The sequence below is a fragment of the Pedobacter sp. UC225_65 genome, assembly GCF_042698365.1.
Taxonomy (GTDB): domain Bacteria; phylum Bacteroidota; class Bacteroidia; order Sphingobacteriales; family Sphingobacteriaceae; genus Pedobacter.
On record NZ_CP170550.1, the window covers coordinates 3,813,580 to 3,830,811 of the forward strand.

At 38.7% G+C, this 17,232-nt stretch carries 15 protein-coding genes; 9 read left to right on the forward strand and 6 right to left on the reverse strand.

The genetic code is table 11. The features are described 5' to 3' along the window. Positions 1 to 16 precede the first annotated feature (16 nt). From ACFJIZ_RS20145 to ACFJIZ_RS20170, 6 genes are all read left to right on the forward strand, one after another. Complete coding sequence (locus ACFJIZ_RS20145; RefSeq protein ID WP_379088263.1) at positions 17 to 1,174, forward strand: glycosyltransferase family 4 protein; 1,158 nt, start codon at positions 17 to 19, stop codon at positions 1,172 to 1,174. Continuing rightward, entirely contained in the window at positions 1,167 to 1,769 is a 603-nt protein-coding gene (locus ACFJIZ_RS20150) for a sugar transferase (RefSeq protein ID WP_379088266.1), read from the forward strand. The genes ACFJIZ_RS20145 and ACFJIZ_RS20150 overlap by 8 nt, the downstream gene beginning before the upstream one ends. Then, the gene (locus tag ACFJIZ_RS20155; RefSeq protein ID WP_379088269.1) at positions 1,769 to 2,377 is read left to right on the forward strand and encodes an acetyltransferase; all 609 of its coding nucleotides are present in this window, start codon (positions 1,769 to 1,771) and stop codon (positions 2,375 to 2,377) included. The genes ACFJIZ_RS20150 and ACFJIZ_RS20155 overlap by 1 nt, the downstream gene beginning before the upstream one ends. A 5-nt stretch (positions 2,378 to 2,382) precedes the next feature. Beyond that, positions 2,383 to 3,513 carry a DegT/DnrJ/EryC1/StrS family aminotransferase gene (locus ACFJIZ_RS20160; protein ID WP_379088272.1) on the forward strand — a complete coding sequence of 377 codons (1,131 nt, stop codon included), beginning with the start codon at positions 2,383 to 2,385 and terminating at the stop codon, positions 3,511 to 3,513. 203 nt (positions 3,514 to 3,716) lie between these two features. Further along, the gene (locus ACFJIZ_RS20165) at positions 3,717 to 4,385 is read left to right on the forward strand and encodes an outer membrane beta-barrel protein (RefSeq protein WP_379088275.1); all 669 of its coding nucleotides are present in this window, start codon (positions 3,717 to 3,719) and stop codon (positions 4,383 to 4,385) included. A 377-nt stretch (positions 4,386 to 4,762) separates the two neighbouring features. Continuing rightward, a complete protein-coding gene (locus ACFJIZ_RS20170) occupies positions 4,763 to 6,703 on the forward strand; it encodes a polysaccharide biosynthesis protein (protein WP_379088278.1) in 1,941 nt (646 codons plus the stop codon). A 42-nt stretch (positions 6,704 to 6,745) separates the two neighbouring features. On the opposite strand, the gene ACFJIZ_RS20175 is transcribed toward ACFJIZ_RS20170, so the two are convergent. Further along, positions 6,746 to 7,675, reverse strand: coding sequence for a GDP-L-fucose synthase family protein (locus ACFJIZ_RS20175; RefSeq protein ID WP_379088280.1), 930 nt, complete (start codon positions 7,673 to 7,675; stop codon positions 6,746 to 6,748). Positions 7,676 to 7,789: 114 nt separating this feature from the next. Next, entirely contained in the window at positions 7,790 to 9,718 is a 1,929-nt protein-coding gene (dxs, locus tag ACFJIZ_RS20180; protein WP_379088283.1) for a 1-deoxy-D-xylulose-5-phosphate synthase, read from the reverse strand. A gap of 328 nt (positions 9,719 to 10,046) precedes the next feature. Between dxs and glyA the strand changes: the two genes are divergently transcribed. From glyA to ACFJIZ_RS20195, 3 genes are read left to right on the forward strand one after another with little or no spacing between them, the layout of a single operon-like run. Further along, positions 10,047 to 11,318, forward strand: a complete 1,272-nt coding sequence (gene glyA / locus ACFJIZ_RS20185; protein WP_379088286.1) for a serine hydroxymethyltransferase — start codon at positions 10,047 to 10,049, stop codon at positions 11,316 to 11,318. A gap of 12 nt (positions 11,319 to 11,330) precedes the next feature. Further along, the gene (locus tag ACFJIZ_RS20190) at positions 11,331 to 12,281 is read left to right on the forward strand and encodes a GAF domain-containing protein (protein WP_379088289.1); all 951 of its coding nucleotides are present in this window, start codon (positions 11,331 to 11,333) and stop codon (positions 12,279 to 12,281) included. Next, the gene (locus ACFJIZ_RS20195) at positions 12,253 to 14,091 is read left to right on the forward strand and encodes a PAS domain S-box protein (RefSeq protein WP_379088292.1); all 1,839 of its coding nucleotides are present in this window, start codon (positions 12,253 to 12,255) and stop codon (positions 14,089 to 14,091) included. Before ACFJIZ_RS20190 ends, ACFJIZ_RS20195 begins: the two co-directional genes overlap by 29 nt. Positions 14,092 to 14,216: 125 nt before the next feature. Here ACFJIZ_RS20195 and ACFJIZ_RS20200 read toward each other — a convergent pair whose 3' ends face one another. From ACFJIZ_RS20200 to ACFJIZ_RS20215, 4 genes are all read right to left on the reverse strand, one after another. Then, complete coding sequence (locus ACFJIZ_RS20200) at positions 14,217 to 15,185, reverse strand: hypothetical protein (RefSeq protein WP_379088295.1); 969 nt, start codon at positions 15,183 to 15,185, stop codon at positions 14,217 to 14,219. A 232-nt stretch (positions 15,186 to 15,417) separates the two neighbouring features. Then, the gene (locus ACFJIZ_RS20205) at positions 15,418 to 15,600 is read right to left on the reverse strand and encodes a hypothetical protein (protein WP_379088297.1); all 183 of its coding nucleotides are present in this window, start codon (positions 15,598 to 15,600) and stop codon (positions 15,418 to 15,420) included. A gap of 10 nt (positions 15,601 to 15,610) precedes the next feature. Next, positions 15,611 to 16,309, reverse strand: a complete 699-nt coding sequence (locus tag ACFJIZ_RS20210; protein ID WP_379088298.1) for a ComF family protein — start codon at positions 16,307 to 16,309, stop codon at positions 15,611 to 15,613. A gap of 18 nt (positions 16,310 to 16,327) precedes the next feature. Further along, on the reverse strand, positions 16,328 to 17,194 hold the full coding sequence (locus ACFJIZ_RS20215) for a transglutaminase-like domain-containing protein (protein ID WP_379088301.1): 867 nt from the start codon (positions 17,192 to 17,194) through the stop codon (positions 16,328 to 16,330). Positions 17,195 to 17,232 lie beyond the last annotated feature (38 nt).

Consider the following 17,232-nt stretch of genomic DNA (forward strand, 5'->3'; position numbering starts at 1 on the left):
GTGGTGAAAATATAAGATGAAAGAAAAACTAATTAGGATTACAACTATTCCACTTTCTTTAGAAAAGTTATTAGGTGGTCAGCTTCATTTTATGAGTGAGTACTATGAGGTAATTGCAGTTTCTTCTGACGAAAAATACTTGCAGCAAATTGGTCAAAAAGAAAAGGTCAAGGTATATCATACGGACCTTACCAGAAAAATCACACCTTTAAAAGATTTGAAGGCCCTTTGGAAGTTGTATCGGTTCTTTAAAAAAGAAAAACCTACCATTGTCCATACACATACACCTAAGGCAGGTATCATTGGCATGTTGGCTGCTAAGCTTGCTTTTGTGCCTTATCGTTTGCATACTGTTGCCGGTCTGCCCCTTATGGAAGCTAGCGGACTTAAAAGAAATATCCTCGATGCTGTCGAACGGCTTACTTATCAATGTGCAACAAAGGTCTATCCAAACTCAAAGGGCTTGTACGATTTTATAGTGGAGCATAATTATGCCAAGACAGACAAATTAAAGGTGATTGCCAATGGTTCATCGAATGGTATTGACACGACATATTTTAGCTTAGATAGCGTTGAGGATGGTAGTATAAGCACACTTAAGCAAGAATTGGGTATTCTACCAAGTGATTTTGTATTTGTGTTTGTGGGGCGTTTGGTTGGTGACAAAGGGATTAATGAGTTGGTCAAAGCATTTTCGATCTTGAACCAAAAAGAGACAAGCCTTAAACTATTACTTGTTGGACCTTTGGAATCAGATTTGGATCCACTTGAGGACGATACTTTAAACGAAATCAAAATTAATCCAAGTATCCTGACAGTTGGAATGCAAAACGATGTACGCCCTTATTTTGCTATGGCAAATGCCTTGGTTTTTCCCAGCTATAGAGAAGGTTTTCCAAATGTGGTAATGCAGGCAGGAGCAATGGGTTTACCTGCTATTGTATCTAATATCAATGGCTGTAATGAAATTATACAACAAAATGCCAATGGTTTAATAGTTCCATCAAAAGACATCGATTTGCTTTACACTGCAATGGAGAGGCTGTATCAAGACCCTGTTTTTTATAGTGCTTTAAAGGCCAATGCAAGAACAATGGTCACTTCGAGGTATGAACAAAAAGTGGTGTGGAATGCTTTATTGAATGAATATAATAATTTAAAAGCGGATGTATAAAACAGTATTCAAACGAGCTATTGATTTTCTTGCAGCTTTAATTGGATTGTTGCTATTCAGCCCAATTATAATTGTTGTAAGTATTTGCTTGATATTTGCCAATAACGGCACTCCTTTTTTCTTTCAAGTTAGACCTGGTAAAAATGGCCAACTATTCAAAATCATCAAATTTAAAACGATGAATGATAAAAAGGATAAGGAAGGTAAATTATTGTCCGATCATTTAAGGATCACCAAGGTAGGTAGTTTTATCCGCAGAAGCTCGCTCGACGAAATTCCCCAATTGTTAAATGTATTAAAGGGCGACATGAGTTTAATAGGCCCAAGGCCTTTATTGCCCGAATATCTTCCATTGTATAGCGCCGAACAGCGCCGTAGGCATTTGGTTAAACCAGGCATTACAGGTTGGGCGCAGATCAATGGCCGTAATGCAATTAGCTGGGAACAAAAGTTTAAATTAGATGTGTGGTATGTAGATCATTTGAGTTTTTTGTTAGATTTGAAGATCTTGTTATTAACTTTAAAGAAAGTTGTGGTTAGAGAGGGGATTTCCTCGACCACATCGGTAACGATGGAAAAATTTACTGGAAACTAATGCATATAATTGGTGCTGGTGGTCATGCCAAGGTGATTGCTGATATTATTTTAGCCAATCAAGGTCAAATCTCTGGGGTTTGGGATGAAAATCCAATGGTCGGGTTTTTTCTAGACCATCCCATACTTGGCAACTTGAAGAACTATATTGACCTTGAGGATGACCAGTTTATAATCGCGGTTGGGAATAATCGCATCCGTCAACAGATTGCAAACCAATTGTTACAAAGCAAAGTAAAGGCCATACATCCTAGCAGTTATGTAGCAAGTAAGGTTAAAATAGGTAATGGCTCTGTTTGCATGGCCAATAGCTCGATCAATATAGATTCGGTTATTGGCGAGCATGTGATTATAAATACCAATGCTTCGGTTGACCATGACTGTAAAATTGCTAATTTTGTTCACATCTCTCCACAGGTAGGTTTAGCGGGCAATGTAGAGGTTGGAGAAGGTACGCATGTAGGTATTGGTGCCTGTATAATACAAGGTGTAAAGATTGGCAAGTGGGCTACCATTGGCGCTGGGGCAGTTGTTTTAAAAGATGTGCCAGATTATGCAGTAGTAGTAGGTAACCCTGGAAGGGTAATTAAATTTAATACGATAGATTAAAAACGATGAACGATAAAATCTGGCTCTCTTCCCCACACATGGGTACCAAAGAACAATTCTACGTGAATGAAGCTTTTGACACCAATTGGATTGCCCCTTTAGGACCACATGTAAATGGATTTGAGCAAGATCTGGCAACTTATACCCATGCTAAACATGTAGCGGCCTTAAGTTCAGGTACCGCAGCTTTACACATGGCCCTGATCATGTTGGGTATTGAACCAGGTGATGAGGTGATCTGCCAGAGCATGACCTTTTCTGCCAGTGCCAATCCGATTGCTTACCTAGGCGCTATTCCAGTGTTTGTAGACAGTGAGGAAGATACCTGGAATATGTGCCCTGTGCTATTAAAGCAGGCAATTGAAGAACGGGTTAAATTGGGTAAAAAACCAAAAGCGATCATACCAGTCCATTTATATGGCATGCCTGCAAAAATGGACCAGATCAATGCTGTTGCCCAAAATTATGGCATACCTGTAATTGAAGATGCTGCAGAAGCTTTAGGTTCTACTTTACATGGTAAACCGATGGGGACATTTGGTCTAATGGGAATTTTATCATTTAACGGAAATAAGATGATTACCACTTCTGGTGGTGGTGCTTTGGTTTCAGATAATGAAGCATATATTACAAAATCGAGGTTTTTGGCAACTCAGGCCAGAGATAATGCACCTCACTACCAACATAGCGAAATTGGTTACAATTATCGGATGAGTAATGTTTGTGCAGCGATCGGTAGAGGACAAATGGAAGTTTTAGATGAAAGGGTAGCTAAACGTAGGGCCAACTTTGAGTTTTATCAAACTGCATTAAAACAATTTGAAGGAATCAGCTTTTTGAAAGAACCAGAAGGTTACTTTTCTAACCGTTGGTTAACCACCATCTTAGTAGATCCAAAACTAACAAACGGTGTTACTAGAGAGAAAATTGCAGAAGTATTAGCTGCAGATAACATCGAAAGTAGACCACTTTGGAAACCCATGCATTTACAACCTGTATTTGCAGCTAGCCCTTTCTATGGAAATGGGTTGTCGGAAAAACTTTTCAAAAATGGACTTTGCTTGCCTTCAGGGTCTAATCTGAGTGATAAAGACCTGACTAGGATAGTGGAGAAGATGATTGAAGTATTGACCTAATACGGTTCCCTAAACCTCTTAAGTTTATGAATGTGGAGTTTGTTAGTTTTCCATCAACAGATTAATTTCAAATAATCCAGATCGGATTGGATAAAGTTATATTTTTGCAGAAAATTAGAATTGGCAGCAATTTTGAGGATTGCCGATAATAAACAGAGCCAATTTTAGTTTAATAAGCATTATAGCTAAAACCCTTAGACCTTTTGAAACGACTTTTATTCTTTTCTATACTTTTCTTATTTGCAACTAATTTAAGTGCCCAGAGCAATTTCTATAAATGGAGTGCAGGCGTAAATATTGGGGGTACATTGGTCTACGGCGATTCGGATAAAAAAAGAGTGGGTTATGCCTATGCAGGTGTAGTAGATTATTATTTTACACCTTATATGAACTTAGGGTTCGAATTTCAAGCAGGTAAACTAAAAGGTGGGGAAATAGGTATAAGATCTTTCGAAAACAATTATAAGACAATCGCTTTTAATGGACGGATGCAATTAGGCCAGTTTTTAAATGATGACCACCTCGATTCGTTTATCTGGAGGAATTTAAAAGGCTTCTATATTGGGGCAGGTCTTGGAGCTATTGACAATAAGGTAGATATCACACTACCACATACTGTAGGCTATTTCAAAAACAAGGAAATCTTTATGCCCGTTAATGTGGGTTTAAATATAAATATCCAACGGAGATGGCAAGAATATTCTCGTATCATGGTTAATGTCAACTACCAGACCGTAGTGTCTTTTGAAGATGGTATGGATGGAGATTATGACCTGAAAAGCAATTCTAATGATAGGTATTCTTTCCTATCTCTTGGTCTACGTTATAATTTCGGAAGTATTGGTTTAGACCAATCTAAAAGAAGATTATAATCAAGGACTATTGATTCTAAAAATGTCCTTTCTTTTGTACACTTATCTAATAATACTGTAAATGATATTAGATGTTGTTGCTTTTATATTGAAATAAACTTATTAGAAATCCATATAAATCAACTGTTTATACATCATTCTTGAAGTATAAATTGCGCAATAATGAATCTGTTTATGATTAAATAGAGTTCGCTTCCCACCTACTTGAAAAATAATTTACAATAAAAGCGCATGTTTTAAAATTACATTTGGCTTGAAAATTGCTTATTTTTATATAAAACATAACTTACAGTTAAGTAACTATTTTGATTGCAACTTGTGTTTGTAAGTGATAACAATTAAATTATTTGTAGTTTTGATAAAACTTATACTAAGGAATGACGCTAGGTAAAATCAATATTGTCCCTCGTTGGGTTATTTTGATGTTGGATTTGGGAATTTGTATAATTTCTTTGACCATTGCTCATCTTTTAACGCATAATTTAGATATCACAAGTATTGATTATGTCGCCTTCAGTAGAAACATCCTGATCTTAACCTTTTTTAATATTGTCGTATTTTACAATGTTAAAACGTATGCGGGTATTATACGTTATACCAGTGCCCAAGATACTTTTAGGGTTTTATTTGCCGTATTGCTAAGCAATATGAGTTTTGTATTCCTTAATCTAGGATTTTTGGCGGCAACCCATATTCCCTTAATTTCAAATAAACTGCTGTTTGTAAATGGACTGACCTCCTTTCTATTGCTCATTACCTATCGGGTATTGATCAAATACTTTTTCATGTACATCAAGAATTTAACCCTTGATAAACGGAAGGTAATCGTATACGGAGCAGGAGAGGCGGGGATAGCGACTAAACGAACATTCGACCATGATGCGAAGGTTAATAAAACAATCATTGCCTTTGTGGATGACGATGAAAGGAAAGTGGGAAAGACTATCGATGGAATCAAGATATTAAATGCTTCCAGACTGGAGGACCTCATTGTAGAACATCAGGTAGATGAACTTATTTTTGCCTCTTATAGTATCCCTAACGAACGGAAAAACCATATTGTAGACATTTGTTTGGATCATGATATCATTGTCTTGAACATTCCACCAGCTGATTTATGGATGGGTGGTGTATTGCATACCAAACAGATTCAACATATCAATATTGAGGATTTATTAAACAGGAAGCCGATCCAGATTGATACACATAGTATCCAAAACCAGTTAAAAAACAAGCGCATACTCATCACAGGTGCTGCTGGTTCTATAGGTAGTGAAATAGTTAGGCAGTTGATGAACTTTGAAACAGGTTTGATTGTTTTATGCGACCATTCGGAAACGGCCTTACATCATATTTACCTTGAATTAACAGAAACCTATAACAATACCAATTTCCATGCTTTTGTAGGTGATGTAAAAGACGAAAAAAGGATGAGCCACCTTTTTGAAACTTATAAACCACACTATGTTTATCATGCTGCGGCTTACAAACATGTGCCTTTGATGGAAGATAACCCCTCTGAGGCCATTAAAACAAATGTGATGGGTACCAAAACCATTGCCGATCTGTCTGTTAAGCACGGTGTACAGAAGTTTGTAATGATTTCTACAGATAAAGCAGTTAATCCTACCAATATCATGGGGGCTTCCAAACGGATTGCCGAGATTTATGTGCAGTCTCTAAACAATTCGTTGAGCACTGAAGATTTTATTTTTAGCAATGGGCTAAGTTATATCAACGATCTCCATGTAAAACCGATCACCAAATTTATTACCACACGTTTTGGAAATGTGCTAGGTTCTAACGGCTCTGTAATCCCTAGGTTTAAACAGCAGATAGAAAAAGGAGGACCGGTTACGGTAACACATCCAGAAATTACCCGTTATTTCATGACCATTCCAGAAGCTTGTCGCTTGGTGTTGGAAGCAGGTTGTATGGGCAAGGGAGGTGAGATCTTTATCTTTGATATGGGTAAATCTGTAAAGATCGTCGAGCTGGCCAAAAAGATGATCAGATTAGCTGGATTGGTTCCTAATCAGGATATCAAAATCCAATATTCTGGATTAAGACCAGGAGAAAAACTTTTTGAGGAATTATTGAATGACCACGAAAATACCATGCCTACACACCATGAAAAAATCATGATCGGTATGGTGCGCCAATATATATTCTCTGAAATAGAGGCCCAGATCTACGAACTGATTGCGTTGGCCAAGCAAAATAACGACCGTAGTGTAGTGATTGCCATGAAAGATCTGGTAACTGAGTTTAAAAGTAAAAACTCAATCTTTGAAGAGCTAGACCAGCTCAATAACTAATTATCGTTTAATTTTGATCAAATAAGGCTTAATCGTAAATGATTAGGCTCTTTTGCTTAGATAGTCTTGGTAAGCTAGTTTCAGACCCTCCTCGAGCTCTATTTGATGTTTCCATCCCAGTGCGTGTAATTTGCTTACATCCATTAATTTTCTAGGCGTGCCATCTGGTTTACTCGAATCAAATTGCAGTTCGCCTTCAAAACCAACCACCTTTTGAATCAATAAAGCCAGGTCTTTAATGGTCAAATCTTCTCCTGTGCCTACGTTGATCAAATGCGGTTCGCTATAGTTCTGCATCAAAAAGAAACAGGCCGCGGCCAAGTCATCAGCAAATAAAAACTCACGCATAGGTGTACCTGATCCCCAAATGATAACATTTGCATCTCCATTTCTTTTGGCTTCGTCAAATTTTCTGATCAAGGCGGGTAGCACATGTGAGTTTTGAGGATGATAATTATCGTTATAGCCATACAGATTGGTTGGCATGGCCGAAATGAAATCACACCCATATTGAGCTCTATAAGCATCGCACATCTTAATGCCCGCTATCTTGGCAATGGCATAAGGCTCGTTGGTTTCTTCTAGTAGACCGGTAAGTAGGTATTCTTCTTTAAGAGGTTGTAGCGCCAATTTGGGATAAATACAGCTGGAACCTAAAAACATCAGCTTTTTAACCCCATTTACATAAGATTGATGGATCACATTGTTTTGGATAGAGAGGTTTTCATACAAAAAATCTGCTCTGTAGATGTTATTGGCCATAATGCCGCCAACTTTTGCTGCTGCCAAGAAAACATAATCAGGTTTTTCGGCCAAAAAGAAATCTGCAACGGCCTGTTGGTTTCTTAAGTCCAGCTCATCAGATGTTCTGGTTACCAAATTGGTAAAACCTTCTTTTTGTAGTTTACGATAAATTGCCGAACCAACCATACCTCGGTGTCCAGCAACATATACTTTAGCATTCTTTTCCAACTTGGTCTATTGTTTTAATTGCTCAATTGTTTAACTGCTTAATGGTTCATCCCAACACGCAATGCATGACTAAAAACGAACCAACCAACAACTCTAATAAGGATGAAATAGGTGTTAGGAAGCCATTGTTTTGGTTGTTCTACTTACAGCTAATTTCTTTACGGTGTTGATAATGGCAGCGGTATCGTATTGGCATGCTGCCCAAAGCTCAGGTTGTTCACCATGCTCAATTACTTCGTCAGGTATGCCCAATCGCACCACATTTGCCTTATAATTATGGTCCGCCATAAACTCTAGTATCGCACTGCCCATACCTCCTTGTACACAGCCATCTTCAATGGTAATTACGTTGGAGTAGCGTTTAAATACCTCGTGTAACATTTCGGCATCTAAAGGCTTAACAAATCTTAAATCGTAATGTGCAGGATGTATTCCTTCGCTATTCAATTCCTGACAGGCTTCTACAGCAAAATTACCTACATGACCAATTGATAGAATAGCTACATCTTCACCATCAGATATTTTTCGACCTTTACCGATTTCCAATGCCTTGAATGGTCGTTTCCAATCGGGCATTACACCGTTTCCACGCGGGTAACGAATGGTAAATGGACCCATATCTTCTTGTTGGGCTGTATACATCAAGTTGCGCAATTCCTCTTCGTTCATCGGAGAGGCCACAATCATGTTTGGGATACAACGCATATAAGCTAAGTCGTAAGCACCATGGTGGGTTGCACCATCAGCACCAGCTAAACCTGCTCTATCTAGACAAAAAACTACATTTAGGTTCTGTATAGCTACATCATGAATCACTTGGTCATATGCCCTTTGCATAAAACTCGAATAGATGTTACAGAATGGAACCAAGCCTTGTGTAGCCAAACCTGCAGAGAAGGTAACGGCGTGTTGTTCGGCAATGCCCACATCAAAGGCACGGTCTGGCATAGCCTTCATCATAATATTTAAGGAAGAGCCAGAAGGCATGGCAGGGGTAATCCCTACAATTTTTTTATTGGCTTCTGCCAATTCAACAATACTATGCCCAAAAACATCCTGATATTTTGGTGGTTGTGGCTTATCTGGTACTGATTTTTTGATTTCACCAGTAATCTTGTCGAACAAACCCGGTGCATGCCATTTGGTCTGGTCTTTTTCGGCCAGTGCAAAGCCCTTACCTTTTACGGTTACGCAATGCAACAGTTTAGGGCCTGGGATAGCAGAAAGATCTTTGATGATCGAAGCCAGACGTTTTACATCATGGCCATCTACTGGACCAAAATATCTAAAGTTAAGCGCTTCGAACAAATTGCTTTGCTTCAGTAAAGTACCCTTGATACTTTTTTCTATCTTTTTAACATACTTGTGTGCATTTGGACCAAGCTCAGAAAGTTTGCTCAATACATGCGATACATCATCACGAAAGCGATTGTATGATTTAGAAGTGGTAATGCTTGTTAAATATTCTTTAAGCGCGCCTACATTGGGATCGATAGACATACAGTTGTCGTTCAAGATCACCAATAAGTTGGAGTTTTCTATACCTGCATGGTTTAAGCCCTCAAATGCCAAACCTGCGGTCATGGCACCATCGCCAATTACTGCAACATGTTGTCTGTCTTTTTCTCCTTTGTAATGAGAAGCTACCGCCATACCTAAGGCTGCAGAAATCGAAGTAGAAGAGTGCCCTACGCCAAAGGTATCATATTCGCTCTCGCTGATCTTTGGGAAACCGCTAATGCCATTGATGATACGGTTGGTGTGAAACTGGCTTCTTCGGCCTGTTAGGATCTTATGCCCATAAGCCTGATGCCCAACATCCCATACCAGTTTATCATAAGGTGTATTTAACGCATAATGTAGTGCTACGGTTAGCTCGACCACACCTAAACTTGCGCCAAAATGCCCCCCATTAACACTCACAACATCAATGATATATTGACGCAACTCCTGGCAAATTTGCTCTAAATCTTGTTCGCCATATCCTCTTAGGTCAATTGGGTAATTGATTTTAGCTAATAAGGCTCCGGTTTTAACTTCCATGCAATATTTAAAAGTACAAATTACGGTATTTTGTTTAATACTTTTATTAAGAATCGTTTCAAATTTTAATTGCTGCTTTGGTATTTACGGCACATTGTGCCAGCAATGCCCATTCTTAAGGTTTCCTTGTGTTTAGCCTTGTTTTTTAATTTGGCCGAGAGCCAGAAAAAAAGATGGGGCAACAAGGTTTCTGATCAAAAATGTAAGGTAATAAGATGGTCTATGTGGTTAATAACCACATTTTTGAATTTGCACCAGAAAGGCCTCCCAATCTGTCCTTAATTAAGCAAAAAATAGTTATTTTTACCAAAAAAATAACATTCCCATAATGAAACGAGATACTTTAATTTTTGATTTAATTGAAAAAGAATTAGATAGACAAGAACATGGTCTTGAACTAATTGCATCTGAAAACTTTGTGAGCAAACAGGTAATGGAAGCCGCAGGTTCTGTATTAACCAATAAATATGCCGAAGGCTTACCAGGAAAGCGTTATTATGGAGGCTGTCAGGTAGTAGATGAGATAGAGAACTTGGCCATTGAAAGAGCGAAAGAACTTTTTGGCGCAGCATGGGTAAACGTTCAGCCGCACTCTGGTGCACAGGCCAATGCCGCAGTAATGTTGGCAGTTATCCAGCCAGGCGATAAGATCTTGGGTTTTGATCTTTCTCATGGTGGACATTTAACACATGGTTCTCCGGTAAATTTTTCAGGTAAATTATACGAGCCACATTTTTATGGGGTTAAAAAAGAAGATGGACTGATTGATTATGCTAAACTTGAAGAAGTAGCTTTGGCCGAAAAACCAAAATTGATCATTTGTGGTGCCTCAGCTTACTCTAGAGAGTGGGATTATGCTTTTATCCGTAAAGTAGCGGATCAAATCGGTGCTTTGGTATTGGCAGATATTTCTCACCCTGCTGGTTTTATTGCAAAAGGCTTATTGGCCAATCCACTACCTCATTGTCATATTGTAACAACTACTACACATAAGACCCTACGTGGTCCACGTGGTGGAATGATCATGATGGGTAAAGATTTCGAAAATCCATGGGGATTGAAAACACCAAAAGGAGAAACAAAAATGATGTCGTCTTTATTGGATATGGCTGTTTTTCCTGGTACACAAGGTGGTCCATTAGAACATATCATCGCAGCTAAAGCTATCGCTTTTGGTGAGGCTTTAACAGACGATTATCTAAACTATATCAAACAGGTGGGTGCAAATGCGCAAGCAATGGCCAAAGCTTTTGTAGCCAAAGGTTACGGAATAATTTCTGGAGGAACGGATAACCACTTGATGTTGATCGATCTTCGCAACAAGAACATCACCGGTAAGGTTGCAGAAAGTGCCTTACAAAAAGCAGACATCACCGTAAACAAGAATATGGTTCCTTTTGATGATAAATCGCCATTTGTGACTTCTGGTATGCGTGTTGGTACTGCAGCCATTACAAGTAGAGGTTTTAAAGAAAGTGAAATGGAACAGATCGTTTCTTTGATCGATGAAGTGTTGACCAATCCAGAAGATGAAAATAATTTAGCACAAGTAAAGGTGAAAGTACAAGCTTTAGTTAGTAACTTCCCCTTGTATAAATAACTTTTAGCTAACATGTTCGATAATCCTATCTCTTCTCCTGAAAATGAGGAACAGCGCCTTGCGGCATTGTATTCCTACGATATTTTGGGAGAAGGGTTAGAACATGAATTAGACAATCTGGTAAAATTAGCTGGGCAGATTGCGCATACGCCAATTGCCTATGTGGCCTTGGTTGACCGAACCGAGATTGTAATCAAATCGGCAATAGGTTTTGTTGTGCAGCAACAAAAATATCCACGAGACCAAGACATCATCTGCCAGCATACGATGTTCTTCGACCACATTTTTGTGGTAGAGAATACCTTGACAGACGAGCGCTTGGCACAACACCCGATGGTGGTGAATGACCCAAAAATTAGGTTCTATGTAAGCGCACCCCTCACAGATGCAGAAGGTTTTGCCCTCGGATGTTTATGTGTATTGGACGTTGTTCCTCGCGAGCTTACGCCGCAACAGTGTCAGGGACTTGAAACCCTAGCCATTCAGGTGATTGCCCAATTGACCTTAAAAAGAAGAAATGCCCAACTCCAAACCCAGACTAAACGTTTTGAAGAGTTCATAGATATCTTTACGGTATCGCCAGAAATCCATTGTATTCTTGATAGAAGCGGGGCCATCCTATTTATCAATAATGCGGTAACACATTTGCTTCAATACAGTGTAGAAGAAACCATTGGCCAGAGCATGTGGAGCTATTGTCATCGTGATGATGTAAATAGGATTGTATATGCGGTTGAGCAAGGCCTTAAAAACAAGGTCAAACAATTTAGCATCGATTTTAGGCTGGTGAGCAAAACTGGCCAATTTAAATGGATTGGCTGGAGCATGGTGTCCAAAGACGACCGATGGTATTGTTATGGTAGGGACATTACCGAAACTAAAAAAGTAGAAAGCGAACTCATCAAATTGTCTTTTGTAGCCAGTAAGGTCAATAATGGTGTGGTCGATCAACGATGCCCATAACAATGTGACCTGGGTAAATGATGCCTTCGAAAAAATAACAGGTTTTAGCTTGGCAGACCTACAGGGTAAGCCATTGGGGGACTTGATCAGTGGACCAGAAACAGATTGGTCGTTGATTGAAAGCGCCAGGGCATTGACACAGCAAAAACAATCGTTCACGGTTGATCTATTGGCTTATCGCAAAGACAAACGACCAATTTGGTTGTCTATCTATAATACCGTTGTATTAAACGATGAAGGGAAGGTAGAAACAGAGGTAGAGATCATCATCGACATTACGGAAAAGAAAAAGGCCGAAGAAGAACTACAGGTTTTATCGTTGGTGGCCAGCAAATCGAATACAGGTGTAACCATTGCCAACGAAAAAGGTGAGATCACGTGGGTAAATAAAGCTTTAGAAGATTTAACAGGGTATTCATTAGAAGAACTGCGAGGTAAGATTTTAGGCGATGTGCTCTCCACTACAGAAACAGATAGGGAAACCATTTTGGCCGCTAGGGGAAAAGCATTTAATAAACAGGCATCAACTATTGAAGTACTGGCTTTAAAAAAGGATGGTACACCAGTTTGGCTATCGGCATCCAACACACCCATCATCAATGCCCAAGGGCAATTAGAGCGACAAGTAGAGTTAATCATAGACATTACACAGCGCAAGCAGGTAGAAAAAGAAATGGTAGAGGCAAGGGAACAGGCTATCCAATTGAGTGAGGCCAAAGAGATGTTCCTTTCTGTGATGAGCCACGAAATTAGAACACCATTGAATGCGGTAATTGGAATGACCCATCTCCTGTTGGAAAACGACCCATTACCCTCGCAGATTGACGACCTGAACATTTTAAAGTTTTCTGGCGAAAACCTGTTGAATATCATCAACGATATCCTTGATTTTACAAAAATTGAAACAGGAAACCTGGAATTAGAAACTGTACCTTTTGATCTACACACTTTAAGTGTCGATATCATCAACTCCTTACAGGTAAACGCTAGCAAAAGAGGCAATTCTTTGAGCTTGAGCTATGATGACAGAATTCCAGAACAGTTGCTGGGTGATAAAACAAGACTTTATCAGATCATTGTGAACTTATTAGGGAATGCGATCAAGTTTACGGATAAAGGAAAGGTAGAGCTGATGATCAAACTCCAAGAAAACGAAAAGAAAGAAGCCCTGATCTATTTCGAGATGATGGATACGGGTATTGGTATTCCGAAAGACAAACAGTCTTATATTTTTGAAACCTTTACACAGGCCAGAACAGATATTTCCAGAAAATATGGAGGGACGGGCTTAGGATTGGCCATTACCAAAAAACTATTGAAACTATACCAATCCGAAATCAATGTCGAAAGTACAGAAGGCAAGGGAACGAAGTTTTCTTTTTCTATTAATTTTCATCTCCTATCCAAAGGTGCGAAATTAGTTACTACGCCTAAAGTCATATCTCCAAATGGTTTTGCCGATAAAAAGATATTGGTAGTTGATGACAATGAAGTGAATATCTTGATCGCCAAACGCTTTTTAAGTAAATGGGGGTTGGTGATCGACTTTGCTTCGAGTGGTGAAGAGGCCATCAATAAAATTGTTGAGAATGTTTATGATTTGGTGTTTATGGATATCAGAATGCCAGGGATAGACGGGTTTGACACCACAAGGATCATCAGGGACTTGGATGGAGAGTATTATAAAAAACTACCCATCATTGCGTTGACCGCTTCAACACTACATAACGAAAACAGGAAATTTAAAGAATCTGGTATGGATGGACACATCTTAAAGCCATTTAATCCAGAAGGATCAAGGCTGTTTTAGGAACTTACTTTAAAGTAAAGGGCCGGTAATTCATTACAAGTTACCGACCCTTACCATCTAAATTAACGCTCTCGATATAATAAACGCAGGTCTTTGCCTTTTGTTTTTTATTTGTTCGATTTTTTTTATTTATTTTCATAACAGCCTATATCATAGGGGAATATTCTTGCTTTACTGTTAAGGTCTTTGGATAGGTAAGAGCCGAAATACGTATCATTACTCAGGTCTGTTCCTTTCTTAAGGGCAGCGCTCGTTTTGTTTAATGTGAAATTTCCCATTAAAGGATTGACAAAAAGTGGGTCTACATTAAAGATATTGCCATTGCCCAGCAGCGTGCTTTCTGTACTTTTAAGCAGATTGTTTTTAACAATAGCGGATAATGTAGTAGAAGCCGTCCTTTTATCAATCTGAAACTCGTTGGTTAGGTTGCCCCAAACAATATTGTTCTGAAAATCGATGCTTAAATGGTCGTATTGTGTAGTACTTACAAAATCAGAGATATATACTGCGGCTGTTTTACGTGGATAATTTGTGTTCAGTGCAGCAAAGGTATTCTGTTTTAAGTTATATTTTCCACCACCAACACCATACAACAGATATTGACCGCAATTGCTAAAGAGGTTGTTAAACGCTGTCAGCTCGGTTTGGTAACCAATAAAACCAACAACTTCCATGTTTTTAACCTTGGTATTTGTTAACAATAACTTAGGGTTTTTAGTACTGGATAAAGAATCAACGGTAATGCCAGCTACGCCATTTTTGATTACTGCATAATTGATTTCAGAGTTTTTGCTCTGCGGATAAAAATGTATGCCATTCCACTGACCTGGCTCCTCACTATACATTTTTTCTAATCTATCGCTGGCAAAAAGGATGCTGTCTTTTTTTGTCCCGTTGGCAATCAAAGTTCCCTTAACGCTCATGGTGGCATTGTTATGGAAGAGTATTTTAGTCCCGGGTTCCAATGTTAGGCTGGCGTTTTCTTCAACGCTTACCGATTTGTAGATGATGTAAGGCAGTTTGCTGTTCCAAACGGTATTGCTTTTAATACTGCTGTTGTTTACAAAAATTGCATTTTGGCCGTAAGCTACCAAAGGGATTTTTTGTTTATTTCCATTATAGTAGAACAGCAGGGAGTCTTGTACAATAAACGGCAGGTTTTGGGTAGAAGGGTTGATGCTGACCTTTACAAAAACATTGATTGAATCATTTCCGTTCAGTTTGATCAGGTCGGCTTCTGTAACAGCCTGCCCATTGATGTTTAAGCTAAATGGAGACGAACTTCCACCACTTAGTTTAATATGGCTGATGTTAATGGCCTTTGGATTACGATTGTAGAGTCTTTAAACGTCTGCTGGTTGATCCAATAGCAGTAAATACGGTATCGAACAGTACACTATCCGTAGAGAAAGATATCTTGGCATTCATATCTGCAGTAATATCCTCATCCTTATTGCAAGCAGCAAAGAAAAAGGCAACTACACATATGAAAAGTATCTTTAATCTCATCTATTATTTATTATTCTGCAAAAGCAAGGGCAGCAATACTTAATTTTTTTATTCCACAGTTCAATAACGAATGACCACATGCTTCTAGTGTGGCCCCGGTTGTAATCACATCATCAACCAGTAAAATATGTTTGTTTTTCAGTTCATCGGCATTGCGCATAAAAAACACCGATGTCATGTTTTCATAACGTGTATACCGAGATTTTTTAGTTTGGCTCTCTGTTTCCCTGTTACGCAACAAATGGGTACTGCTTACTGGAATGTTCAATGTCTCTGCAATTCCATCTGCAATATACTTACTTTGGTTATAGCCCCTTTGTCTTTCTTTTTTAAAATGTAGCGGAACAGGAATGATCAGGTCAATCCCATCATACAGGTTGCCCAATTTTAACCTTGTACCTAACAATTGTCCCAATTTAATCCCAACTTCTGTTTTATCCTTATATTTTAAGCTATGGATCAAGTTTTGTACCCTTGTACCTTTTTTAAAATACAACATGGCCATGGCTGCATTGCAGGGCAAGCGGCCCCAAAGTTGTTTCGCAACTCTATTTTCTGGATAGATATGGTAATCTGTGTAAGGCAGGTTGTATAAACATTTGATGCAGATTTCGTTTTCGCCTTGATATAGATTTGTGCCACAAGCATTACATAATTCCGGAAAAAGCAGGCTGATTGTATCCGAAATTAAGCGATTGAACTGTAGCATAGTTAACAACTATTGGTTTTATAAGGTGTTTTCGGTCAAAATGTTCTGTAGTTCTTTGAGTTCTTCAACCTTGTCTGCTGCCCCTAGGTTCTCATAGGCAGAAATCAGATTGCGGATTACACGGCGGATGATTTCTGTATTGCTGCAAGGCGAATAAAAACCAGGCTGGGGTTCTAGATTGAGCTGACGTAAAAACTGGTCTACATCATGTTTGCCAAAAATTGCTCCCTTGTTAAAGGCATTGATATAAAATAACACCCCATATTCCTTCTCCGCGTTATTTTCATCAATATAGCCCAATATAAAATGTTGGGGTAGGTTAACGCCATAAACAGGAATGTCGAGCTTTTGCGCAAGCGTGGCATATATAATGGCCAAAGAAATCTGATTACCTTTTTTGCTTTCTAATACCTGATTTAAATAAGAGTTTTGAGGGTCGTGGTGGTTTTTGGTGTTGCCACTAAAGCCATATTGGTTGTAAAAAATATGATTGATCAGTTTGATTTTTTCAATAGAACTCATCTCCAATTGCAGGCCAAGCCAAATCTCTCTTTTGATTTCTTCAATCTGGTTGATTACCCCCTGTTCATCCAAGTCTGGATATTGGTAACGGTTAATGACTAATGCGCCTTGCAAAAGATCAAAGGCACCACTTTGGTACCACAAGTTAAGGTCTTCCTTTACATTGTTGAACTGGATGGTATGTACAATGTTTTCTATACGTTCTTGTAATAAGGTATCTAGTGATTGCTCCCAGGCATTTTCCAAGTAACTGATAGCCTCGTTACCATACTCTAACAGGCGTTGTTGCACATGCTGATAGATTTCTTCATCAGGATCGTCCAATAATTTAAGAAGCGCATCAATTTCTGCAAGATTTTCCATTAAAATGCAAATTACAATTTTCAGTTTGCCTATTTTTG